Annotated in this window: 25 protein-coding genes and 1 riboswitch; of the genes, 20 read left to right on the top strand and 5 right to left on the bottom strand. The window is 39.5% G+C overall.

Annotation, left to right across the window (positions count from 1 at the left end):
• Window positions 1-74: 74 nt before the first annotated feature.
• The 8 genes from KS419_RS19610 to metH all read left to right on the top strand — a co-directional run bounded on the left by KS419_RS19610 (window position 75) and on the right by metH (window position 11,152).
• Window positions 75-431, top strand: a complete 357-nt coding sequence (locus KS419_RS19610) for a YckD family protein (protein ID WP_217068178.1) — start codon at window positions 75-77, stop codon at window positions 429-431.
• A 353-nt stretch (window positions 432-784) separates the two neighbouring features.
• Window positions 785-1,261, top strand: coding sequence for a YndM family protein (locus KS419_RS19605; RefSeq protein WP_217068176.1), 477 nt, complete (start codon window positions 785-787; stop codon window positions 1,259-1,261).
• Window positions 1,262-1,345: 84 nt separating this feature from the next.
• Window positions 1,346-2,230 carry a S1 family peptidase gene (locus KS419_RS19600; protein ID WP_217068174.1) on the top strand — a complete coding sequence of 295 codons (885 nt, stop codon included), beginning with the start codon at window positions 1,346-1,348 and terminating at the stop codon, window positions 2,228-2,230.
• Between the two features lie 68 nt (window positions 2,231-2,298).
• Window positions 2,299-3,069 carry a DUF1287 domain-containing protein gene (locus KS419_RS19595; RefSeq protein WP_217068173.1) on the top strand — a complete coding sequence of 257 codons (771 nt, stop codon included), beginning with the start codon at window positions 2,299-2,301 and terminating at the stop codon, window positions 3,067-3,069.
• A 119-nt stretch (window positions 3,070-3,188) separates the two neighbouring features.
• Window positions 3,189-3,301: riboswitch (SAM riboswitch) on the top strand.
• Between the two features lie 135 nt (window positions 3,302-3,436).
• A complete protein-coding gene (locus tag KS419_RS19590; protein WP_217068171.1) occupies window positions 3,437-4,585 on the top strand; it encodes a methionine biosynthesis PLP-dependent protein in 1,149 nt (382 codons plus the stop codon).
• On the top strand, window positions 4,578-5,783 hold the full coding sequence (gene metC / locus KS419_RS19585; protein ID WP_217068170.1) for a cystathionine beta-lyase: 1,206 nt from the start codon (window positions 4,578-4,580) through the stop codon (window positions 5,781-5,783). Before KS419_RS19590 ends, metC begins: the two co-directional genes overlap by 8 nt.
• A 1-nt stretch (window position 5,784) precedes the next feature.
• Window positions 5,785-7,716 carry a bifunctional homocysteine S-methyltransferase/methylenetetrahydrofolate reductase gene (locus KS419_RS19580; RefSeq protein WP_217068168.1) on the top strand — a complete coding sequence of 644 codons (1,932 nt, stop codon included), beginning with the start codon at window positions 5,785-5,787 and terminating at the stop codon, window positions 7,714-7,716.
• Window positions 7,697-11,152, top strand: coding sequence for a methionine synthase (metH, locus tag KS419_RS19575; RefSeq protein ID WP_217068166.1), 3,456 nt, complete (start codon window positions 7,697-7,699; stop codon window positions 11,150-11,152). Before KS419_RS19580 ends, metH begins: the two co-directional genes overlap by 20 nt.
• Before the next feature lie 270 nt (window positions 11,153-11,422).
• On the opposite strand, the gene KS419_RS19570 is transcribed toward metH, so the two are convergent.
• A complete protein-coding gene (locus KS419_RS19570) occupies window positions 11,423-11,830 on the bottom strand; it encodes an NUDIX hydrolase (protein ID WP_217068165.1) in 408 nt (135 codons plus the stop codon).
• A 315-nt stretch (window positions 11,831-12,145) separates the two neighbouring features.
• Between KS419_RS19570 and KS419_RS19565 the strand changes: the two genes are divergently transcribed.
• Window positions 12,146-13,366 (top strand): MFS transporter, encoded by a 1,221-nt coding sequence (locus KS419_RS19565; protein ID WP_217068164.1) that lies wholly within the window; start codon window positions 12,146-12,148, stop codon window positions 13,364-13,366.
• Window positions 13,367-13,416: 50 nt separating this feature from the next.
• On the opposite strand, the gene KS419_RS19560 is transcribed toward KS419_RS19565, so the two are convergent.
• Window positions 13,417-13,566 carry a hypothetical protein gene (locus KS419_RS19560; RefSeq protein WP_217068163.1) on the bottom strand — a complete coding sequence of 50 codons (150 nt, stop codon included), beginning with the start codon at window positions 13,564-13,566 and terminating at the stop codon, window positions 13,417-13,419.
• A 74-nt stretch (window positions 13,567-13,640) separates the two neighbouring features.
• Between KS419_RS19560 and KS419_RS19555 the strand changes: the two genes are divergently transcribed.
• Both KS419_RS19555 and KS419_RS19550 read left to right on the top strand, forming a co-directional pair.
• Window positions 13,641-14,168, top strand: a complete 528-nt coding sequence (locus tag KS419_RS19555; RefSeq protein WP_217068161.1) for an NADPH-dependent FMN reductase — start codon at window positions 13,641-13,643, stop codon at window positions 14,166-14,168.
• Between the two features lie 25 nt (window positions 14,169-14,193).
• The gene (locus KS419_RS19550) at window positions 14,194-14,655 is read left to right on the top strand and encodes a VOC family protein (protein WP_217068160.1); all 462 of its coding nucleotides are present in this window, start codon (window positions 14,194-14,196) and stop codon (window positions 14,653-14,655) included.
• 250 nt (window positions 14,656-14,905) lie between these two features.
• Here KS419_RS19550 and KS419_RS19545 read toward each other — a convergent pair whose 3' ends face one another.
• Window positions 14,906-15,520 (bottom strand): hypothetical protein, encoded by a 615-nt coding sequence (locus KS419_RS19545; protein ID WP_217068158.1) that lies wholly within the window; start codon window positions 15,518-15,520, stop codon window positions 14,906-14,908.
• A gap of 198 nt (window positions 15,521-15,718) precedes the next feature.
• Here KS419_RS19545 and KS419_RS19540 point away from each other — a divergent pair, with 198 nt between their 5' ends.
• The 6 genes from KS419_RS19540 to KS419_RS19515 all read left to right on the top strand — a co-directional run bounded on the left by KS419_RS19540 (window position 15,719) and on the right by KS419_RS19515 (window position 20,139).
• Window positions 15,719-16,219: a small multi-drug export protein gene (locus tag KS419_RS19540; protein WP_217068156.1), complete on the top strand. Its 501-nt coding sequence runs from the start codon at window positions 15,719-15,721 to the stop codon at window positions 16,217-16,219.
• A gap of 14 nt (window positions 16,220-16,233) precedes the next feature.
• Window positions 16,234-16,971 carry a hypothetical protein gene (locus KS419_RS19535; protein ID WP_217068155.1) on the top strand — a complete coding sequence of 246 codons (738 nt, stop codon included), beginning with the start codon at window positions 16,234-16,236 and terminating at the stop codon, window positions 16,969-16,971.
• Between the two features lie 15 nt (window positions 16,972-16,986).
• Window positions 16,987-17,385, top strand: a complete 399-nt coding sequence (locus tag KS419_RS19530) for a GntR family transcriptional regulator (protein WP_217068154.1) — start codon at window positions 16,987-16,989, stop codon at window positions 17,383-17,385.
• A 21-nt stretch (window positions 17,386-17,406) separates the two neighbouring features.
• Window positions 17,407-18,273: an ABC transporter ATP-binding protein gene (locus KS419_RS19525; RefSeq protein ID WP_217068152.1), complete on the top strand. Its 867-nt coding sequence runs from the start codon at window positions 17,407-17,409 to the stop codon at window positions 18,271-18,273.
• A 171-nt stretch (window positions 18,274-18,444) separates the two neighbouring features.
• The gene (locus KS419_RS19520; protein ID WP_217068150.1) at window positions 18,445-19,014 is read left to right on the top strand and encodes a hypothetical protein; all 570 of its coding nucleotides are present in this window, start codon (window positions 18,445-18,447) and stop codon (window positions 19,012-19,014) included.
• Window positions 19,015-19,437: 423 nt separating this feature from the next.
• Window positions 19,438-20,139, top strand: coding sequence for a response regulator transcription factor (locus tag KS419_RS19515; RefSeq protein ID WP_217068149.1), 702 nt, complete (start codon window positions 19,438-19,440; stop codon window positions 20,137-20,139).
• A gap of 383 nt (window positions 20,140-20,522) precedes the next feature.
• Here KS419_RS19515 and KS419_RS19510 read toward each other — a convergent pair whose 3' ends face one another.
• Entirely contained in the window at window positions 20,523-20,729 is a 207-nt protein-coding gene (locus KS419_RS19510; protein WP_217068147.1) for a hypothetical protein, read from the bottom strand.
• Window positions 20,730-21,222: 493 nt separating this feature from the next.
• Here KS419_RS19510 and KS419_RS19505 point away from each other — a divergent pair, with 493 nt between their 5' ends.
• Window positions 21,223-21,747: an RNA polymerase sigma factor gene (locus tag KS419_RS19505; RefSeq protein ID WP_217068145.1), complete on the top strand. Its 525-nt coding sequence runs from the start codon at window positions 21,223-21,225 to the stop codon at window positions 21,745-21,747.
• Window positions 21,748-22,839 (top strand): DUF4179 domain-containing protein, encoded by a 1,092-nt coding sequence (locus tag KS419_RS19500; RefSeq protein ID WP_217068144.1) that lies wholly within the window; start codon window positions 21,748-21,750, stop codon window positions 22,837-22,839.
• 159 nt (window positions 22,840-22,998) lie between these two features.
• Here the strand turns inward: KS419_RS19500 and KS419_RS25360 are convergent, their stop codons facing one another.
• Window positions 22,999-23,124 carry a hypothetical protein gene (locus KS419_RS25360; RefSeq protein ID WP_281419856.1) on the bottom strand — a complete coding sequence of 42 codons (126 nt, stop codon included), beginning with the start codon at window positions 23,122-23,124 and terminating at the stop codon, window positions 22,999-23,001.
• Between the two features lie 357 nt (window positions 23,125-23,481).
• Between KS419_RS25360 and KS419_RS19495 the strand changes: the two genes are divergently transcribed.
• Window positions 23,482-23,901 (top strand): BsuPI-related putative proteinase inhibitor, encoded by a 420-nt coding sequence (locus tag KS419_RS19495; protein WP_217068143.1) that lies wholly within the window; start codon window positions 23,482-23,484, stop codon window positions 23,899-23,901.
• Window positions 23,902-24,260: the final 359 nt, after the last annotated feature.

The following is a 24,260-nucleotide window of genomic DNA, read 5'->3' as shown; positions in this document are numbered from 1 at the left end:
GTTCACAAAGTATATGGATAAAAATAGAAAAATTGCCCATCCTAATCATTAGTTTTTCAAAAGGAGTGATTAGAATGGGTAAACTTGTGTTAAGTGTTATGGTAGCTCTCATCTTATCAGTCGGTATGTTAGGTGTAACTGGTCAGGGAGTAAAGGCTGAGCATGAAGGAGCAACTAAAGATGTTAAGCTGAGCGTTGAGCAAAGGGATGAAATGGCTAAACTTCATCAGAAAGCACTAGAACAGAAAGTGGAAATCATTAACAAGTACGTCGAATACGGAGTATTTACAGAAGAAAAAGGGAAAAAAATTATTTCACACATGGAAGGACGCTATAAAAAGTTAGAAGAGAATGATTTTATTCCGAAATGGGATAAGAAGAAAAAATGGGGGAAATGGAAAAAAGACAGGGAACACCAAGATGACTTATAAGAAGTAAACATTGAAGGCCTACTACTGAAGAGGCTGGGACATAACTCAAGTGTTTAAATGAAAATCCGAACAATACACAACGATAGGGAATTTCATTTCCGTGACTAATGATTGTTTGGATAGTTCTTTGATTTAAACACTTTTGTCCCAGCCTTTTCCTTCAGATGAGGGAGTAACAGATTTCTTTTTCTGACTAGCTCCAACGCTTTTCTTACATATGGTTAATGGGTAAAACAACAGAATACTGCAAGAAGACCGAACCTCTTTGTGTCTAGAAAAATCCCAAATTAGTTATTATCCAATTGCATAAGCCAGTTTATTTTAGGTGAAAGTATTGGATAAGGAGGGAAAAAATGACACATTTAAAAGCTCTATCCATAAAGTTTGTCATATTTTTCACGGTTGGTCTGATTATATTAGGGGGTATCTATCAAGTCACACTTGGAGATATTTTCATGATTTCGTTGCTATTAACAATCACTGCATATCTTATGGGAGACTTGGTGCTCCTACCTAAGATGGGAAACACGGCTGCATTGTTTAGTGATTTTGGTTTATCTTATTTTGGAATGATCATCTTTGGAGTGATTTTCATTGAGCAGGCCACAGCACTAGGAATCTCTGCGTTTCTGATGGCTATCTTAGTGACATTGGGAGAAGTTTATTTTCACAGTTTTATGTATAGTCATGTATTACACAATCAAAAAAATGGGAAGTTTGTGATTCACCCGCGGCTCCAGTTTGTGACAGAATTTGCGGAGGAAGTGGATATGGTGAATCTAAAGGATACGAACGGCAGAGCAGATCATCATAAGTCCCCTGAAAATTAATATTATGCCACCTTGATCCCCCTGCTAGGTGGCATTTTTAAATGGGAATATTACACAAGAATTGATAAAATGGAGACAGTTAAGTTGTACTGTCAGGAGGGGATCCCTATTAAAAATAAGGAAAACAAGGATAATGATACAACTCAAAATGAATCGGATCAAATAGAACAAATACAAGAGGACAAGCAAAAGTTGAGCCAAGAAGAACTCTATTTTGACGGGGAAAACTACTATACAAGGGAGGAGTTTTTTAATCCGGAAGAGGAAGAGGAGGCAACTCCACCTAAGAAGAGCAGAAAATGGCTACGCGTCATTATCGCTACAGTTGTAACAGTTGCTTTATTGACAAATGTCCTGCAAATGTGGCCAAGAATTTTCAACTTTGATTCCATTGAGTTTTTGCAAATATCCAGAGAACTTTCTCAAGATGAAGATGTTCAGTTATATAAGGAATCCATTGTAGTGGTGAGAGCTGGAGGAAGTAAAGGAACAGGATTTTATATCTCACAAGACGGGTTAATTATAACAAACCATCATGTTATCGAGAATGAACCATCTATCATGGTATCGTTTCAAGAAGGAGATGCTTACAGGGCAAAAATGGTAGAAAGCAATGAGGAGATAGATATCGCTATCCTTCAAATAGAAGGGGAATCCCCTGATCATCCCACTTTGGATTTTGATAATTCGTGGGAGACTGGTATGCCAGTCTTCGTCATAGGAAATCCGCTATTCTTTAATTTCATTGCCAATAAAGGGAACGTGATTGGAATGACGGAAGACAGAGATGTACCTTTTCTAATGCTCGATGCCCCCATTTATCGGGGGAATAGTGGCAGTCCAGTTATTAATGAGGCTGGAAAAGTAATTGCAGTCGTGTTTGCCACTAATCGAATGGAAATTGATGGTGAAAAAAGACGAGTGGGTCTTGCTGTACCGGTAGATTATTTTAAAGAATATTTGAATTAAGATGCAACTCTTGATAAAGTGGATTCGTCAGAATATATAAGATAACTTATATTCTAACGAGGTGTATGATGAAGCGGAAACTTATACAAATAATTCTCCCTGTTTTTCTCCTTGGATTGATTCTATTCATTCCATTTTATAAAAATGGTATCCTAATAGATTTCATGGGATTGGAGGTAGAGAATCCATTTACCCAAACTATCGAAATACCGGAATTGTATGCAACCATTGATTCCAACAACAGTGGAAAGCCAGATCCCATCGATTTGGTGGAGGAAGCAAGGAAAGAAGTGGAACAGCGGACAACTTATCGAAGTGCCTACTACGCTGGGGGTTATCCCCCTGATGAAGAAGGGGTTTGTACAGATGTGATCTGGAGGGCGTTGTTGTCCATCGATGTCTCTTTAAAGGATCTGATGGATGACGATATTAAAGCTCATACGGATCTATATCCACGAGTGGAAGGAAATCCAGATCCAAATATAGATTTTCGTCGGGTCCCAAATCAGTATGTTTTTTTTGAGAGGCATTTAGAATCGTTAACAACGGAAGTTATTCCAGGTGATGTGGAGAATTTACAAGAATGGCAGCCTGGGGACATCGTTCTTTTTTTGGATGGATATCATCACGTTGGGATATTATCCGATCGACGTGGAAAAGACGGGATACCCTATGTCATACACAACACCTGGCCACATGCATCAGAAATAAAACTAACTTCTTTCACAACTCCAATTGCTGGCCATTATCGTTGGAATTATGAGAAAACAGTTGCTGCAGATTCTGAAGAAAGTGGGATTTCAGTACTGGCATGGAAGAATAAAAATAATTCACGATGAATAAGATGGCTATGAAGTGTGCGTGGGAATTAACTTGATTTTTAAGAATTATCTAAAATTTTCTATTGACGGAGGAAAAATTTAGCTATATAATCACCAATAACGAAATATATGAAGGACTCTTATCAAGAGAGGTTGAGGGATCTGGCCCTTTGACGCCTCGGCAACCATTGAATTTTTATTCAACAGGTGCCAAATCCAGCAGAACAAGGAATGTTCTGAAAGATGAGAGGTCCGGCAGGAAATTGATGTATTTGTCATTCTGACTACTGTCGACCTCTAAAAAATAGAGGTCGATTTTTTATGTTTAATGTTCCACTTGCCACGATATGCAAGGTCGACTTCATGAAAATTTGGAGGGATTGGGATGAGAGATTCAAAGGATGAATTGCCGTGTTGTTTAGAGACAGAACTCGTTCAAATTGGAAATCGTAAAGATGATCGGACAGGTGCTGTTAGTGCCCCACTTTATTTTTCCACGGCGTATCAACATACTGGTATCGGTGAATCAACTGGATATGATTATACGAGAACTGGCAATCCAACACGGACAGTAGTGGAAGAAGCGATGGCCAAATTGGAACAGGGAGACAGGGGTTTTGCCTGCAGTTCAGGAATGGCGGCGATTCATACGGTTTTCAGTTTGTTTCAACAAGGGGATGAAGTGATTGTTTCCAAGGACCTTTATGGAGGGACATATCGATTATTCGAACAGATTTTAAATCAATTCGGAATTAAATTCTCCTATGTGGACATCACGAAGCCATCTGAATTCCAATCACTCATAACGAACAAGACAAAGGCATTGTTTATCGAATCACCAACCAACCCATTAATGCAAATAGCAGACATTCCAGCTTTTGGCCAATTAGCGGATCAACATAACCTACTGTTTATTGTTGACAATACGTTTTATACTCCCCTTCTGCAACAACCGATCACCCAGGGGGCACACATTGTCATCCATAGTGCGACTAAGTATTTAGGAGGGCATAATGACGTTTTAGCAGGACTGATTGTTACGAAAGGGCAATCCCTAAGTGAAAAAATCGGAGTATTGCACAACGCTATTGGTGCAGCCTTATCACCGATGGATGCTTGGCTATTAATCAGGGGCATGAAAACATTAGCTCTCCGATTAAAAAAACATGAAGAAAATGCGAAAACAGTGGTTGAATACTTACAAGGTCATGATGGAGTAGAAGACGTGTTGTATCCAGGAAGGGGCGGGATGGTATCCTTCCGTCTGAAAAATGCAGAATGGGTTCCCACGTTTATCAAATCCTTAAGCCTAATTACTTTTGCGGAGAGCCTTGGCGGAGTAGAAAGTTTTATTACATTTCCAGCAACTCAAACCCACGCAGATATCCCAGAAGAGATTCGAATTGAGAATGGGATATGCAACAAGCTAATCCGATTTTCTGTGGGGATTGAAGATGCCGGAGACTTGATACATGACTTAAGACAGGCGTTGACTGCATCAACCATTGAAGGGGAGGTTGTGTCTTATGAGTAACGATATGCATTTTGAAACGAAATTGATACACAATGAACGATCAATAACGAGACAATATGGGGATGTGAGTGTTCCCATTCATCATACATCCACCTTCCACCAATCGGACATTGATGCTTTTGGACAATATGATTATTCTAGGTCAGGAAATCCCACTAGGGAAGCACTGGAAGAAACTATTGCACATTTAGAAGGGGGAACAAGGGGGTTTGCTTTTTCTTCGGGGATGGCGGCCATCTCCACGGCTTTCTTCCTCGTCTCCAAAGGGGATCATGTTCTCATATCGGAAGATGTTTATGGGGGAACATACCGGGTGATTACGGAGGTGCTGTCTAGATTTGGAGTAGAGTATACTTTTGTGGATACGTCAAGATTAAAACAAGTGAAAGATGGAATTCGTCCCAACACAAAATTAATTTATGTGGAGACTCCATCCAATCCGCTCTTGAAAATTACAGATTTAGAAGGAGTATGTAAGATTGCAAAGGACCATGGTTGCCTCACTTTTGTTGATAATACGTTTTTAACACCTGAACTTCAGAAACCATTGGAGTTGGGTGCCGATGTGGTCCTTCATAGTGCTACTAAATTTCTTGCTGGTCACAGTGATGTTGTAGCGGGTTTAGCGGTGGTGAAAGACCCTGAGTTGGGTGAAAAACTAGCATTTTTGCAAAATACTTTTGGTGCTGTGCTGGGGGTTCAGGACTGCTGGTTAGTGTTAAGGGGGTTAAAAACCTTACATGTACGATTAAAGCAATCCCAAGAAACAGCGTATGAGATTTCAAGATTTTTAGATTCCATTCCAGAAGTGAAAAATGTTTACTATCCAGGATTAAATAATTTAGAAGGTTCCATCACACACTTTAACCAGGCAAAAGGTGCAGGAGCAGTATTATCTTTTCGTCTCGAAGACGAAGAGGAAGTGAAAACATTTGTAAAAGCATTAAAAATTCCTGTATTTGCTGTCAGTTTAGGTGCTGTAGAATCTATTTTATCGTATCCTGCAAAAATGTCCCATGCCTCGATGCCAAAGGTAGAGCGGGAAAAACGGGGGATATCAGACGGATTACTACGTTTATCTGTGGGATTAGAAAATGTGGAGGATTTAATTGGCGATTTTGAAGGAGCGTTTCAACACCTCCGAAAGATGAAGAAAGAAAAGGAAAACATCCAACAGCTCAAAAGAGGAGCTATTTAACATGGGATTTCTAGAAGATATTCGAAAACAGACGGTAATTGCTGACGGTGCGATGGGAACCTTACTCTATTCCTATGGGATTGGAAATTGTTTTGAGGAGTTGAACCTCTCCCATCCGGAACAGATCAAAAGCATTCACCGGTCATATCTCCAGGCAGGGGCACAATTAATTCAAACGAACACGTATGGTGCCAACTATGAGAAACTGGCACGATATGGATTAGAGGATGATGTGAAAGGGATTAACGCAGCTGCAGTTCGAGTTGCGAAGGACGCAGTAAAGGAGTTTCGGACAGAATGGAATAAGGATGAACCTTTTTCGATAGGGGAAAACTATATTTTTGGAACGATAGGTGGCATTCGTGCCCTCCCGACGAAACCAGTACCCTTAACGGAAATTAAACGGAATTTTCGGGAACAGCTATACTGCCTGTTGATGGAAGGTGTGGATGGTATTCTTCTGGAAACGTATTATGATCTAGAAGAACTCACTAGTGTTTTGACCATTGCAAGGAAAGAAACGGAACTTCCAATCGTTGCCCAAGTATCCCTTCATGATAAGGGGATCGTACAGGGGGGCATTTCCCTTCAGGAATCGTTAAATAGATTAGAAGAATTAGGAGCAGATGTGATCGGACTAAACTGTCGGATGGGACCTCATCATATGATTAGTTCTTTAGAACAGGTGGCCCTTCCAACAAAGGCATATCTGTCAGCATACCCCAATGCTAGTCTCCCAAGCTACTCTGAAGGCCGGTATCATTACAATACAAATGAGGAATATTTTAAGGAGTCGGCTATCCGATTGTGGGAACAGGGTGTTCGGCTTTTTGGTGGGTGCTGTGGTACAACACCGGAACATATAAAGGCAATTGCTGGCTCTGTGAAAGGAAAGGCGCCGGTGAAGGAGAAAAAAATCAAACGGATCGTGAAGGAAAAAATTCACGTGAATGAAGTGATCAAGAAATCCACCGATGCCAGCTTAGTGGAAGTTGTGAAGAAACGTGATGCGGTCATTGTGGAATTCGATCCTCCTAAAAACTTGATGACAGCAAAGTTTCTCCAGGGGGCAGAGGCATTAAAAGCCAGTGGAGTAGATGCGATTACCTTGGCCGATAATTCCCTCGCCACCCCAAGAATCTGTAACTTGAGTATGGCCACCCTGTTGAAAAAAGAGGTAAATGTTACTCCCCTTGTCCACATTGCCTGCCGAGATAAAAACCTCATTGGTCTGCAGTCCCATTTAATGGGCTTGTCCACATTGGGAATTGAAAACATTTTAGCAGTTACTGGTGACCCTGCAAAAGTCGGCGATTTCCCAGGAGCAACCTCTGTTTATGATTTGTCGTCCTTTGAGTTGATTCAGTTAATTAAGCAGTGTAATGAAGGACTTTCATTTACAGGCAAACCTTTAGGGAAGAGAACGAATTTTACAGTTGCGGCAGCATTTAATCCAAATGTTAAGTATTTGGAGAAAGAAATCGAACGGGTGGAGAAAAAAATCCATAACGGTGCAGACTATTTTATGACGCAACCGATTTATTCCATTGAGAAAATTCGGGAGGTTTATGAAGCGACGAAAGGAATTAAAGCTCCTATTTACTTAGGAATCATGCCTTTGACGAGTTATCGTAACGCAGAATTTTTACATCATGAAGTTCCTGGAATAAAGCTCACCGATGACATCCTGCAGGCGATGGCCGTTTATAAAGACGATAAAGTCCGGTCCAAACAGGAGGGAATAGCAATTGCAAAACACCTGATTGATGGGGCGTTAGAGTACTTTAATGGTATTTATTTAATTACTCCGTTCATGAATTATGATATCACGGTGGAACTAACACAGTATATTCGGGGAAAAACAGGGACAGTAGTAACTGGAAACAGGGATAGTCCTTCGGAAAGGAAGATTTATGATGGCAGCATTATTTGAACAACAGTTGAAAAAGAAAATCTTAGTTTTCGACGGGGCGACAGGAACGATGTTTCAGCAGGCAAACTTGACAGCGGAGGATTTTGGAGGAGGAGAATATGAAGGGTGTAATGAGTATTTAAATATTATTTCTCCTGAGGTTGTGGAGAAAGTGCACTTTCAATATTTAGAAGCTGGATCAGATATGATCGAGACGAATACATTTGGTGCCACACGAATCGTATTGGATGACTATGATTTGGGGGATGAGGCGGAGGAGATTAATTATCAGTCGGCACTCCTTGCCAGAAAAGTAGCAGACCAGTTTTCCACGCCAGACTGGCCAAGATTCGTGGCAGGATCCATGGGGCCAACCACAAAGGCCATTTCCGTAACAGGTGGTGTCACATTTGATCAACTCATTGACAACTATGAAGAACAGGTTCGGGGGTTACTCCGGGGGGGAGTAGACGTTCTCCTTTTGGAAACATGCCAAGATATGCGTAATGTGAAAGCTGGTTTTCTTGGGATACAGCGGGCTTCTCAGGCCTTAAAAAAAGAGGTTCCTTTAATCGTTTCAGGTACGATTGAACCCATGGGAACCACGCTTGCAGGTCAAAATATCGAGGCCTTTTATTTGTCATTAGAGCATATGAATCCTGTGATGGTTGGTTTGAATTGTGCCACCGGACCGGAGTTTATGCGAGAACACGTAAGATCGTTGGCGAATCTTGCAACAACCGCTGTAAGCTGTTATCCGAATGCAGGCTTGCCCGATGAGGAAGGGAATTATCATGAATCAGCAGAATCTTTGGCAAAAAAAATAGCAGCGTTTGCCGAAAAGGGCTGGTTGAATATGGTTGGGGGATGTTGCGGAACTACACCAGAACATATAAGGGCTTTAGCAGAAGCGACAAAACCGTTTGCCCCGAGAGAAATCCCGTCTGATCATCCACATGGTGTCTCAGGGATTGAACCATTAATCTATGATGAGGGCATGAGACCACTCATGGTGGGGGAGCGGACGAATGTTATTGGATCTCGAAAATTTAAACAGTTGATTGCAGATGGAAAATATGAAGAAGCATCTGAAATTGCAAGGGCCCAAGTAAAAGGTGGTGCCCATATCATTGATATCTGTTTAGCAGACCCTGACCGAGATGAAGTAAAGGATATGGAAAAATTTTTGGAACAGGTCATTAATAAAGTAAAAGTCCCGTTAATGATTGATTCCACAGACGACGAAGTGCTCGAGAAATCCCTCACTTTTTGCCAGGGGAAAGGGATCATCAATTCTATTAATCTGGAGGATGGAGAGGAGCGTTTTGAAAAAGTCGTTCCCCTCATTCATCGATATGGTGCCGCAGTAGTAGTGGGTACCATCGATGAGGAAGGAATGGCCACAACAGCAGTCCGTAAAGTAGAAGTGGCTAAGCGGAGTTATCAGTTGTTAGTGGAAAAATACGATGTTAACCCTAAGGACATAATTTTTGACCCCTTAGTGTTTCCGGTGGGAACTGGAGATGAGCAGTACCTGGATGCGGCAAAAGAAACAGTGGAAGGGATAAAACGCATTAAGGAAGCACTTCCAGAGTGTTTAACGATATTGGGGGTGAGTAATGTTTCCTTTGGGCTACCTCCTGTGGGCCGGGAAATCGTTAATGCCGTTTTTTTATATCACTGTACGAAAGCAGGACTGGATTATGCTATCGTTAATACGGAAAAACTGGAGCGATTTGCTTCCATCTCCGAGGAAGAAAGGGCGATGGCTGAGAATCTCCTTTTCCAAAACAGTGATCAAACTTTAGCAGCTCTCGTTGATTTTTACCGAGGAAAAAAATCAGTGGAAAAAAAACCAGTGCTAAATTTATCATTAGAAGAACGTCTCGCTTACTATATCGTCGAGGGGACAAAGGAAGGATTGATTCCTGACTTAGAAAAAGCGTTACAGAAATATAAGGAACCGCTGGATATTATCAATGGGCCATTAATGACAGGTATGGCCAAGGTAGGAGAATTATTTGATCAAAACCAGCTGATCGTGGCGGAAGTTCTTCAAAGTGCTGAGGTGATGAAAGCATCAGTTGCCTACCTTGAAGACTTTATGGAAGTGAAAGAAAATCGCTCCAAAGGGAAAGTGCTCCTGGCTACGGTGAAAGGGGACGTTCATGATATTGGGAAAAATCTGGTGGAAATCATCTTAAGTAATAATGGCTTTCGAGTAGTGGACCTAGGTATAAAAGTAACATCTCAAGTATTGATTGACGCTGTTCGTAAGGAGAAGCCGGATATGATTGGTTTATCAGGGTTATTAGTGAAATCAGCTCAGCAAATGATGCTGACAGCACAAGATTTACGCCAATCAGATATATCCATTCCGATTCTAGTTGGTGGTGCAGCCTTATCCCGGAAATTTACGGAAAATAAAATTCGTCCGGAGTATGTGGGGCCAGTACTCTATGCAAAAGATGCCATGGATGGCCTTCAGCTTGCCAATCGGCTCCAAAATCCAGAAGAACGGAAACAGATGATTTTGCAGTTGACATCAGGGGCAAAAGACGGAGGGACACTCCAAAGTGAAGAACAAGGGTATGGGAATGATGGGAATAATTCAGTTGCCACTGCTGTCAAGGCTAGGTCAACGGTCTCGACGACAGTACCTGTGTATTCCCCACCTGATTTAAAACGTCATATTCTCCGCAACTTTTCTTTACCCCATTTAACGCCATATTTAAATTGGCAGACATTACTTGGAAAACACCTCGGTGTGTTGGGCAGTGTTCGCCGTAAATGGAAAGAAGGGGACAAAAAAGCGCTGGAATTGAAAGAGCTAGTGGAGGATTTACTCCGTGAAGGTGATCAGGATGGAATTATCAGCGTTGATGGGGTGTATCAATTTTTTCCTGCACAATCGGAAGGGGATCAAATCTTCATCTATGATCCTAAAAATTACTCCAGGGTGATTGAGCAATTTCAATTCCCAAGGCAACGGGATAAAGCCCATCTATGTTTAGCTGATTTTATTCGTCCGAAATCAAGTGGTGAAATGGATTATGTGGGCTTTTTAGCCGTTACTGCAGGGAAGGGAATTCGTCAGAGGGCTCAACAATGGAAGGAAAGTGGGGATTATTTGCGTAGTCATGCCATACAGGCAGTTGCATTGGAATTGGCAGAGGGCTTCGCCGAATATGTCCATCATCTCATGAGAGATCAATGGGGAATTCCAGACCCTACAGATTTTACGATGCAAGATCGTTTCAGTGCCAAATATCAAGGGGTCCGTGTTTCCTTTGGTTATCCCGCTTGTCCCGACCTAGAAGATCAATCAAAGCTGTTCCATTTGATTCAGCCAGGTGATATTGGAATGGATCTGACCGATGGCTTTATGATGGAACCTGAGGCATCCGTCACTGCGATGGTATTTGCTCATCCAGAGGGAAGATATTTTAGTGTCTAGAAGTCCCCATTTTGGACTATTGATTTTCGGTTTGAAAGAAAGACATAAGCCTTTTTTAAGAGATAAGAAAGCATAAGTTTTTGCACCTTCGGGCATTGTCTAGCTCCAGCGCCTACTCGCATGGGAACTGAAAAAGTGGTGCTTTTCCACTTTTACAGTCCCTAAGCCACTTCGGAAGTGACAACCGAAGTCAAAGAGCGTACTTCAGGTTGTCATTCCTCCACTGCCCTACGCTCGTGTTCATAGGCGCTTGCGCTTTTCTTATTATGATCAAAATGCAATATAAAAGGGTTGTTCATTGTTATTCAAACAATATTCAATTCTTTGGCTGAAATTATTCCAAGTGACCAATTCCAATGCCCTTTCAATCGGGAAATAACCAACTTCTAGACTCTCAGGTCCGGTAGTTGGTTCTCCCCCAATTGGTTTGGCCAAAAACAGTGTATTACAGATTGAAGCCCTTACGTTTTGAAAAATCCCGCAGAACTTTATTACCTCAATATCAATACCTGATTCTTCTTTTGTTTCCCTGATTGCTGCGTCCTTCAGGGATTCTCCTTCTTCCACTTGTCCCCCAGGCATTTCCCATCCCCTTTTTGGTCCTTTGATTAATAAAACTTCTCCTTTGTCATTGATTACAATTGTTGCTGCTGAAACAATATGTTTTGGTGGTGTCATTTTATTTATACCTCCGATTTTTTTCTTTCTTTATCGCAATATTAGCGAAGGTTTACATTTACAGTAGTCTTTTGGTGTGTCATTTCGGTCATGGTTGGTTCATGAACGCGTGGAGAGCGTCTGTTCCGAATCTGACGCATTCATAGAGGGTTCATGAACGCGAGAGAAGCGTCCGTTCCGAATCTCACGCGTTCATAAAGACTCACTGCATTATCCTAATCCTCTATTCATTTTAACATATCAATATTAACATCCCCCTTGAATATTTCGCCTTTCGAAATATATAATAGAAAGAGGAATAGGAAGTGAATAAAAATGCACCGAACGCATTGGAAACGTAATTTATACATATTAATGGTATGTCAATTCTTTGTCATGGCAGCAATGACGATGATTATCCCCTTTTTACCACTTTACCTTCAGGAATTGGGAGTAACTGACCCTCAATCAGTCAGCATGTGGGCCGGAATCATTTTTGGAATAAATTTTTTAAGTGCCTTCCTCTTCTCCCCCCTATGGGGAAGGATGGCAGACCAGCATGGGAGAAAATTAATGCTTCTCCGGTCAGGCTTTGGAATGGCTATCGTTTTAACTCTCACCGGATTTGCCGTGGGACCTTGGTCACTACTGTTCCTTCGGTTTCTCAATGGAATGATCTCCGGATTTATCCCTGCTGCCATTGCCTTAATGTCCATGAGTACACCTAAAAATCATGTTGGGTATTCATTGGGAATGTTACAGGCAGGTGCAGTGGCAGGTGGTATATGCGGGCCGCTCTTAGGTGGAATGATGGCTGATTTAATGGGCTATCGTATGATTTTTTATGTGACAGGACTGACTATTTTAGTTGCAGCATTTGTGGTACTTCTGTTTGTGAAAGAGAATTTCGAGAAAAAAGAGGAAAAAGTAAAAACGAATACATTAAAAGATTTTAAGAAAATCACTTCCACTTCTCCGATTCTTGCCCTATTTATTGTATTTTTTATTGTTCAGTGTGCCTTAATTGGTGTTAATCCATTGCTATCTCTGTTTGTACAAGAGCTATCCCCTGGACAAAATATTGCTTTTTATGCTGGGCTTGCCATGTCGGTAATGGGATTTGCCAACATGTCAGCTAGTCCTTTCCTTGGAAGATTAAGTGATCGAAAGGGACACCATATAGTACTATTGTCTGCGTTATGTTTTGTTAGCGTAATTATGCTGCCTCAGGCATTTGTGCAAAATTATTGGCAACTGATTCTCTTTAGATTTTTATTAGGTCTTGGATTAGGTGGTCTTTTGCCATCTATTAATTCCCTCATTCGCCATTTGGCACCAGAAGGAATGGAAAGTAGAACATTTGGTTTCTCAAATAGCTTTATGTACCTTGGGACAATGATAGGTCCTATAGTAGGGGGCTGGCTTGCCTCTGTTGCAGGAATTAGAAGTTTATTTATCGCATCTGCCTTGTTACTTTTCGTGAATGTTTTCATCGTATGGTTCAGAGTAGTGCCGGCAATGAAGCGAAGGGCGGTGAAAAAAGGGGCGGTAAGCTAAAAAATAAACTAAACAAAAGAAGCTTAATGAATTGAAAATTTACTTCCCCATTAGTCGCCACTGATAGAGAAATCAGTGGCGATACGTGTTTCCATACTACCAACTGAACTGCGTACAATCTCCCTCTCCCCCTTGAACACGTCTACGACTATAGTCGTATTGTTCCTTCCGTACTTTGGACGAGAAAAAACCATGCTCACCGATGAGGTTCTCCTTTATAAAAAACCCTAAACTGAAGATATAGAAAAAATGAAATAGAAAGGGGTTTGAAAAAATGAGTATTGTTGTTATCAGCGGTTCCCCCAGGAAAGACGGGGTTTCAGGACAAATTGGACATTGGATTAGTGACACGTTTTATACGGATCATATTAACCTTTCTGCAACAAATATTCCCTTATTTGATGGAGCAGAACAGACAAAGTTGCATCCAGAAGTAACTGAATTTTTGGCCAAATTAAAAAAAGGGACTGGATATATCATCATTTCTCCAGAGTACCACGGTGGAATGAGCGGGGCTTTAAAAAATGCATTAGATTTTACAAACGCCTCTTTCTTTGAGGAGAAACATGTATTGTTGCTTTCTGTTGCAGGTGGAGGAAAAGGGGGAATAAACGCTTTAAACAATATGCGAACGGTTTTTAGAGCTTTATATGCAGAAGTAATTGCAAAACAGAAAGTGATCGACGGCAACAGCTTTTCACATCCAGAGACAAAACGGGAACTTTCCATATTAATCAATCAATTTCTAGAAAAGATCCATACCCCCAACCGTTGGAAATTCGGTGGAGCAATGGGGCTTTAAAAAATTTATTCAGAGGTGAGAATTTATGTCAAGCATACAAGGTATTTTCGAAACGCATGTTCAAGTAACCAATTTAGAAAAGGCGAAGTCGTTTTATGGAGAGAGTCTTGAATTAAAACAAGTATTGGAACTGCCGGAACGGAGAGTAGTGTTTTATGAACTGAATGATACGCAGATTTTTGGTATTTGGGAAGTGGAGAAGGGAGAATGGCATCACAGTCATTTCGCCTTTCATGTGAGCCTTCCTTTTATGACGAGAGCAACTTCATGGCTGAAAGAACGGAACATCAAACCTTTAGAATCCTTTGGTCTTCAACCGAAAGAACCCCTTGTGCATACATGGTTGCCTATGGTCTCGATATATTTTAAAGATTCAGACGGCAATACGCTGGAGTTTGGAGCCCGTCTTCCCCACCCCCCCTTAGAAAAACCAGGTGTGATATATTGGAGTGATTGGGAGAGACTTCATCAGGCACAGGAAAATTGATAACACCATGGGGAGACTAGACTGGAGAGAAATGATTTCATAAATCCAATAGTATAGGAAAGCAAATGAGATATAAACGAAAAATAGCCTGCTACCATGTTGATTAAAGAAAAGAAATTGAAACAAATAAATCAGGATATCCTCATCTTAAAGATATCCTGATTTATTCATCTATATAAAAATACGGTCAAAGTACCAAATAAAACGTATAAAAGAATAATGACTTGGATAATAACAATATCTCCCTTTGTTATAAAAGTAGAGACTTGATTCTTTCTTCTAATACTTTCTGATCATAGGAGTCAATGGCAAGTTCCATTCCCTTCAAATAGAGTGCATGTGCCTTTTTCTTGTTGGACTCCCGGAAGTTGTTGGCAGGATGGTATAAATCCCCCCACCGGATATATCCCCATGGATTATTACTTTTCTCAATGATTTGCTCAAATAGTCGTTCTGCTTTCGTAATTTGATCCAAATGGTACAAACTTTCTGCAGAAACGATGCTAAAATTAAATAATATTAGGGGTTCCGATTCGGAGAAATGGTGCCTGAATTGTTCCGAAACATCAAATCTCATCTGATAGTATCGTGAATCCCTCTTTCCAGCACATTCTAGTGCCATTTCAAGATCCTGAATCCAATTGACAAGAAGATGTTGCCCCACCTCTTTAATATCTATTAACTTGTCCACTTCCTGAATATCCTTTAAGTCTTTTAAATCTACCCATTCCAATGTTTTTACCCAGGCATCAATCCATATATCACAAGCTTTCTGATAATCGTCTTTATCGAAAAAACAATACCCCTCATCAATAATCCTGTCAATATCCGTAAAATATGGTGCGAACGAACTTTCTGTTTCCATCAACCCACCACCCCTTTGCTTCTATTTTAAACAAATTTTGAAAAAATGACAGAATCATCAAAAAAAGAAAAAAAACTACAAAAATCGACGTGGAAATGGAGCTTGAAATTTTCCGTCACCCTCTTTTCAGACATCGTTACATGTGTTATAGTGTATATATTAATATACACACTATAACACTGGAGAGGTGTCAGTCAGATGAATTTCATGGAATATCTATGGTTATATCTTTTAGTCTTTCTATTTGCAGCAATTCCTTTCTTTGAAGCATATGGGGTTATACCTATTGCAATAATTGCAGGTTTGTCACCTGTCCCAACATTCTTATTGGGCTTGTTTGGTAATGTATTGACGGTTTTATTTGTCATTCTCTTTGTAAACAAGATCAAAGAGTGGAGACAGGCAAGACAACGGAAACGAGGGGAAGAAGTTGTTGAAAGTAAACGATCAAAGAGAGCACAACGTCTTTGGAAAAAATATGGGTTGCCAGGTCTTGCAATGGTGGGACCATTAGTTGTGGGAAGTCATTTAACAGCGTTTATGAGTATGTCATTTGGTGGAACTAAAAGAAGCTCATTTTATTGGGTCACATTTAGTATCACATTTTGGAGCCTACTGTTTACGATTCTAGTTTATCTTGGCATTGATTTATTAGGGAGAAATGAAGAAGGAATTCTTCGGGAGATTTTCGAAATGTAAGGAGGATATAAAGGATGCGACAAGCACTCTGGTTAGTGAAAAAAGAATTGAAATATCATTACTTGTCTTTAATGTTAACGCTTGTTTTTATTATTTTCCTTGCTCTGTTAGCTTTTCCAATTCTAGAGGGAACTGTTCTTCGATTATTTGGAACAGAACATGTAGTTTATAACCGGATAATGATAGATGCATTGTTCGTATTATTGCTTCCATGTTTCGGAGCTATATTTATGTCAAAACCGTATTTGAGTTTTGGGACAATAAAAGAAGATCCATATAGTAAACGAATGGCGTTGTTTCGTGCCATGCCCATACCAGTTCATGTTCTCGCCTTAAGTCGCACTTTTATAATGGTGATAACTTTGTTGTTAAACATCACCGTATTTTATATCATTATTACCTTGATGTTATCTGACGTTTTCTTTCAGTATCTTGCACCTATTGAGTATGTGCTGTTCCTACTTTTTTGGTTCTGTTACGCATTATTGTTTGGGGGGTTTAATCCCTTTATCGAAAACGGGACAAATGGTAAAGTTCTACACTTGTTTCCATACCTGTTCATCGCAATATTTGGAGTGTTATTATTTGTCATATATTACGCTACCGGGATTGGTTTGGTAGACTGGAGTTTACTCGCCATTCGTGAATACGGCTTTATTGCTCCAGTTTGTGCGGTTATTATTGCTGGAACAGGATGTTACTATTGGAACAGACTGCTAACAAACAGGCTACGCACAAGAGATTATATGTAATGGGGGGAGAGGTGTATGAAGCTTCCAATCAAAGTTTCGGAAGAAAGCAGAGAACCAATCTATCATCAAATTGAAACACAGATTAAGTCGCTAATCGTAAGTGGTCAGCTTCCTACTGGATCTCCACTCCCATCCATTAGGGTGTTATCAAGTGATTTGTCTTGTAGTGTAATTACAACAAGAAGGGCATATCAAAACCTGGAAACGAGTGGATATATCAAAACAGTCCAAGGAAAAGGAACGTTTGTTAACGAAGTGGAAGGCTCCCGTAAGGAAGAAACCAAAAGAAAAGTGGTTCAGGAGGCTTTTGAAAAAGCTGTTTACCAAGGTAAACAGATAGGATATACAAGACAGGAACTAAGCCTTATTTTCGAGAAGTCTTTAAGCGAGATTTTTGATAGGGAAAAGGAGTAAACGGAGAAGGGAGCAGGGAGTATGAATGTAGTAAGAGTAGAAGGTTTAACTAAGCATTTTAAAAAATTCCACCTTGGCCCACTAAATTTTAAAGTGGAAAAGGGGACTGCAGTTGGATTAGTGGGTTCGAATGGATCAGGAAAAAGCACATTTTTTCGTTTGCTTATGAATCTTGTTCATGCCGATGGGGGAACAGTTGAAATCTTTGGGAAGAAGATGCCGTCTTCTGAAATAGAAATCAAACAAAGTATTGGATTTGCTGCGAACATGTTGGAACCCTTTTATCAATTGTCCATTAAAGAGATTTCATCCCATTTCTCCTATTGGTATCCTTCCTGGAATCAAAACAAATACGAAGATTTAATAAATAGATATAAGCTGGATGAGGGGGAAAAGTTTGGAAAATGTTCAACTGGGATGAAGAAGAAGGTAGACTTTATTTTTTCCCTTTCCCACGAACCTGAGCTCCTTTTATTAGACGAACCGACAGCAGGTGTAGATTTGGGATCACAAAAAAAGATGAAAGAAGATCTCATCGAGTTTTTGGAAGATGGAGAAAAGAGTTTGATCATGTCAACTCATCTCATAGATGATTTGAAACAAATTTGTGACAATATCATTATTCTTTCTCCTAATGGGAAAGTTCAAGACTTTTTAAGGAAAGAGGAAGTGGAAGAGAATTGGGCAAAGTTTTGGGTATCAGAACTAACAGAAGAGCTAAGATGTCATCCACATGTCATAAAGGTAAACGACAGTCAACATCCTAGCTATCTACTGACAGATCAGAAACATGTTGTGGAAAAGGAATTAAGGGAAAAAGGTATTTCAGTGATAAGTATACAACGGTTACCTTTAGATGAAATAATAGAATTCCAATTAGATAGCTAGCAATGAAGATGCTGGGACAACACCATTTAGATGTGTCCCAGCATCATTTTTGATATGGAACAGTAATTACCGACTAAGTTCTACAATTCTATTTACATAATTCAATATATAGTTATATAATTTTGAAAATACTATTAATTTTCGACGGTGATGACTAGTGGAGGGAAAGCTATGACAAATGAATATGTTTTTAAATCATGGAGTGGTGTTAGTTCGATTTTTGCAGGTTCCTTTCTTTTTCTTGCACATACAATACATTTAATTGCTAGTGCTCCTGATGGAACCGTGTTAGGAAAAAGTCTTGTTTTGACTGCCCATATCATTCTAGTTTTTTCTTTTATTGGTCTTTATGAAGTACATGGAAAAAGAAATGGAATACTTGGAAATTTAAGTATGTTTTTAGGGGTGATTGGAACAGTCTCTGTGTCGGCAATTGTATTTGTGGAATTAACGGGTGCGTATGGTGTTGATGTAAGTAGTATATTTGAACAAGATGTTCCTTATTTCATACATCTCATAGGTCCCCTTTTATTTGTCATAGGTGTCATTTTGACTGGGGTTACGATTAGTTTAGGAAAGATTTTCCCTAAACTTAGTGGATTCTTGCTAATCTTGGGAACCGTTATATTTGCACTGGGCAGCATGTTCGGTTCATTGGAAGGTCTGTTTTCTGTCATTGGTTCTGCGTTTACTGCATCAGGTTTTATCTGGACTGGCTGGTATCTACTATCTATGAAATAAATATCGGAACGAGTGATAGTATCTCAAGGTCCAAAAGTCATTGGTACTATTTTGTGAAGGCCAGCAGCTTGCTGAGCATACTGGCGAAAAGGAAGGGATAGTATTAATAGACTACAAGAAAGGCGCAAACGCGTATGAACACGAGCGTAGGGCGCTGGGACTAAACAGTGCCCGAAGGTGACAAACTTATAAATTCTAGTCTTTCAAGAAAAGGGGCTTTTATAGCCTTCTTTTTTCATCTACACCAGTTTTTAAACTTTATATGTCAAAAAGTTTCTTTTGTTCACTATTTCACAAAAGTCATATAAAATAAAGATAAGTAGTTTTGTTTTACCAATGAAAACATTTTTCCCATTGCACCAACGTTTAAAAAGGCTTTAAACAGGCTGTGAGTATTCAAACTGATATTTGGAGGGGAAAGGAATGGTAAGTAAATCTGCCTTAAACATATTGATAGTGGATATGGAAACAGCAATGATTATGTTATTTCAACAGATCTTTTCTACACAAAGGAATGAAATGCTCCTCGTCACTTCAGGGGAAGAAGCATTACTGTTAGTGAAAGAAAAAGAATTTGATTTTATTTTTATTGATATACAATTGCCAGATAGGGATGGATTTGAAATTTGCATAGAAATCAGGAAGAACACGAAGGCATTTATCATTATTCTCACAGGTGTAACAGGGGAAGAATACAAAGTGAAGGGGTTGGAGGCTGGAGCGGATGATTATTTAGTGAAACCGTTCGGAATACACGAATTAAAAGCGAGAATCGATGCCCTTTACAGAAGACTTTACCATTATGACGAAGGCAGTCCCGAGAATATTATTAGGCACGGAGACCTTGAGTTAGATTCTAGCCAAAATTTAGTGAGAGTGGGTAATGAAAAAGTAAATTTAACAAATAAAGAATATGAGCTTTTAAAATTGTTAATGAAAAATAGGGGACAAGTTTTTTCGAGGCAACAATTGCTTGAGAAGCTTTGGGGGAAGGATTTTGCAGAAGTGCATACGAGAACGGTCGATACTCATATTAAAACACTAAGGGTAAAATTAAAGAATGAAAGTCAATCTATTCAAGCTGTATGGGGGATAGGTTATAAATTCGAACGTAAAGAAAATTAGTGAATTGGGGATGGGCCAAACCCAGTAGGTCAATGAAGAATGGTTTAGTTTATGACGGGAGAGGGCGTCTCCAAAATCAAACTTTTGGGATACCCTCTGATTGATTAAAATAATCTTAGCTAAAAATTATCATGGAGAAGGATTTTTTCCTTTTGTTTTTTGATAATTCCTCAAGTCTCAGATTCACTTCACAGTTCTTGAAGGAGAAGGATTGGAGGATATCATCCATTTTTTCTTCTGAAGCCTCTTTAAATAGGTTTACAAACTGTGGCTGGAGTCAGCAACCTAATTAGCAAGTGTTGCCCGGGAAAGGCAATTAAGATTGTGTCCTGGATTAATAGTTGGATCGCCGATCACATCAATCATTAACTGGCTCAGAGCTTTTAAATGCTTTTTAATCGGTGGTTCAGGAAGCCAGGACATCCAGTCATCCGTTCCAAGCAGTTGTTTTTATGGATAAATGTTTTAACTCGTTCCATATACTCCGACTCTTCATCTAATGAGACAAGCCCCATGACTCCCACATCATTATATGTCCAAGTTGACCAGTGGGCATTGTTTTCCTCAAAGACAGCAATCTGATCATCCATCGCCCTCAATCAGTCTCCTAATTCATCGTTTGGACCATTATAGAAGGAACCAAATTCCCCAACCCAAAGTGGTACATGATGTTTAGTTGTAAAAATACTTCCTTCATGCTCAAAAGAAACTTGGCGCTGCTTTTCTTTATTCCATAGAGTGGTAGTGTTCTCATTAAATTTTGTCGCCGTAATATTCCCTGGATATGGCCTAGGGCCGAAACCAGCGGCTGTCTAATTATGACTACTGTAGACTAAGTTGTCAGCAAATGGAGCATCCCAATCCATCAAATAAGAGAGAATATTTATCCACTTCCAAAGAAATAATGTTTCGGAGCCACACCTTTTTCATCATATCGAAACAAAGGATAAAATAGTAGGTGTTCATAAATGTTTCAAGGAAAACGAATATAGAAGATAAAACTAAAAGTAACTGATAGATATAGTGGGAACCTTTTTGGGGCAGAAGTTATCTAATTATTGTATGAAAGAGAGGAGGGTTAAAGTGGATAAAGAGAGTGTAAGCCAAGTTCAAGAAGCTATTAACGGTAGTAAATCAGCATTTGTAGCGGTGATAATAAAAGAGAAAGATACGATGTATCGAATTGCCATATCGATTGTTAAATCCAACGAAGCGGCAGAAGATGCCATTCAAGAAGCGACGTTGAAGGCATATGAAAATATGAAAAAGCTCCGGGAACCAGTGTTTTTCCGTTCATGGTTAATTAGGATACTGATGAATCAATGTTACCAAATTTTAAGGGAACGAAAGAGAGTCGTGCATCTCGATGATTGGAACAGTTCGAAACAGTCTGTCATGCTTTCCTCGAATCTAGAGTTGCAAGAAGTACTGCAGGAACTACCAGAAGATTATAGGATCGTTATCATTTTATTTTATTTGGAACAGTGGAAAATGAAAGAGATTACGGAAGCAACGGGGCTATCTCTTGGAACAGTTAAAAGCAGACTCCACCGCGCCCGTAAAGCACTTATACCTTTATTAACAGATGAACGAAAGGGGTGCAGATAGATGAATGAGTTAGATAAAAAACTGGGAGATTCACTTCGCTCCAGTCAAAAGGAAATGCCACCGGAAATGGCTGCACGCTTTGAAGTGTTTTTGGATAAACTGCCTGACAATTCTGTACACAAATCTCGAAGAAAAAGATGGTTTACGGTTATTTCAGCTGCAGCGATTTTAATGTTCACTATAACAGGTTTATTGTTTCACCCCACTGTGTCTCAGGCACTGCAGGATTTTCCCTTATGGAATAAAGTATATCAGCTGGTAGGAGATGACGGTCTGAAAGCAGCAAGTGAAAAAGGTCTCTCTTCAGAGATGATGGTCAGTGCTACAGATAACGATATCACCATTACAATCACGGAAGCTTATTATGATGGATCAAGAATCACATTCGGCTACATTGAAACTCACAAAAATCCAATTCCAGTGGATAAGAATGTCATGGAGGATATGGAAGATTTCCATTTAGACTGGAACAGTTTCAGGATAAACGGGGAAAGATGGTATGAATCTTTTGCAGGTGGTGGTTTTGTCAATAGGGAGAAGATATCAGATACTGAGATAGCCGGGACAATTACAACAAACACAGATATTTTATTCACAGATTCGATGACTTGGGATATTATGCTGGAACGATGGAGTGGTGAGTATCCCGGTTCATGGGACTTTACCCTTGAAAATGTCACCATTACCGACGAAGCAAAGGTATTCACAATTCAAGAATCTTATCCTTATTATCTGGAAAACAGTGAATTTGTAGTGGACCGTGTCATTGTGTCACCAAGTACACTAGATGTCCGCTTTCAAACTTGGTATGAGACTCAGGAAGGGATGCTAAAAGATCAAGGTACTGTGTATGTATTTACGGATTCTAATGGAGAAGAAATGGAGATATTAGAATCTCGTGGAGGGGGAGGACATACGTTTGGAGGAAGTGAAGGGAAATACTACTCCATAGATTCATGGTTCCAATTTGTCCCTGTTCAATATTCAATTGATCATATAACATTAAGTATCTATCGTGGAGATGATTATTTTACAGCAGAAAAACAGGAAAAAGTTTCGCCGTTATTTGAAGTGGAAATCCCGTTGAATTAAAAAATACACTTGATTTTACACTCACAGTTTGATCATCAAAATACAGGGGGAAAAAACAATCATTTATCCATACCTCCAACAAAAAAAATGGTTCCAAACATCAGTTTTGATGTTTGAGAACCATTTTTCACAGTTTTTCAACTAGTTTTTCCACAGTCTCTACATTAATCTTGTATGATACTTTTGGTACATTTGATTTTTATGTTCCTGAAAATAACGCTCCCCTTTGAATTCCTTTAACGTTGCCGATACTATTTTTTTTCTTATTATCGTTAATATAATCATCTGAATGTCCTCCCTTACTTTTTCCTTTTCTTGCCTTAATAATATCCAATATATTCCTAACTCAAAATGATCTGAAGGATGGTTTCCATTCCAACTTAAGGCTGATTTCTGAATCATACTAACAGAGTAGGGAGTCTGGGCTAGGCATATTTAAAGTGTTTAATCGAAAACTCGAACTAGACACAACCAGAGCGACGTTTATTCTGGAAGTAATAATTGAATCAAAGACGATTTCGTTCTGATTTTTTTCATTGGTTAAAAACACTTTTATCCCGGCCACATGCTCAATGAAACCAAAACCAATATCCACCGTCTAACAAGAAGGAAACCTACTAATAAATAGAAAGAGGAACTATTATGAGAAAACTAATCGTACTTGTCTTAGGAATTATCGTGTTATTAAGTGGCTGCACCGGAAATGAATCATCCGCTGGAATCATTGATTTAACTGCGGAACTGAAACAGTTGGATCCAGTACAAGAAGGGGAATATAGATTTTTATATAATGTTCGAAACACATCAGATGAGAATATTCTCTTAAAGTTTGAAACAGAACAACAAGTTAGTTACATCTTAACGGAGGAAACAGGAGAAGTGGTCAGCTTAAGTCAAGACTTAACAAAGAAAGATCAAGAAGATCTGTTAGAACCGGAAGACAATATCTTCCACGAAATGGTCTTTCTTGGATTAGAGGAAGGATCATATACATTAGAAGCATGGTTAACTGCGAGTGATCTGGAAGAATATAAACAGAAAATAACATTCCTTGTGGAATAACCGTATTATCCAAAGGGGAAAAACCTAATCACTAAAAAGTCTTTCCTTTATTTATTCCGAGTCGGTTGTATGATAGGATAGAACTGAATATGAATGGATAAAACTGTCGCTAATTCCTGACCACTTATGTATTTAGTATCTATTACATATTGGTCAGGTTTTTTTTAAAGGTAAGAAAGTTTTGGCACCTTCGGGCAATGTCTAGCTCCAGCGCCTACTCGCATGGGAACTGAAAAAGTGGTGCTTTTCCACTTTTACAGTCCCTTCCTAGTCGCTTGCGCTTTTCTTAAAAAATGTATGTCAAGTTATCTAACAAATTAACTGAAAATTCTTGAAATTCATTCACAATAGAGAGAAAA

Source organism: Evansella tamaricis, from assembly GCF_019042215.1.
GTDB classification, from domain to species: Bacteria; Bacillota; Bacilli; order Bacillales; family Salisediminibacteriaceae; genus Evansella; species Evansella tamaricis.
Note: the sequence above shows the minus strand (reverse complement) of the source record. Positions and strands in the feature narration are given on the sequence as shown.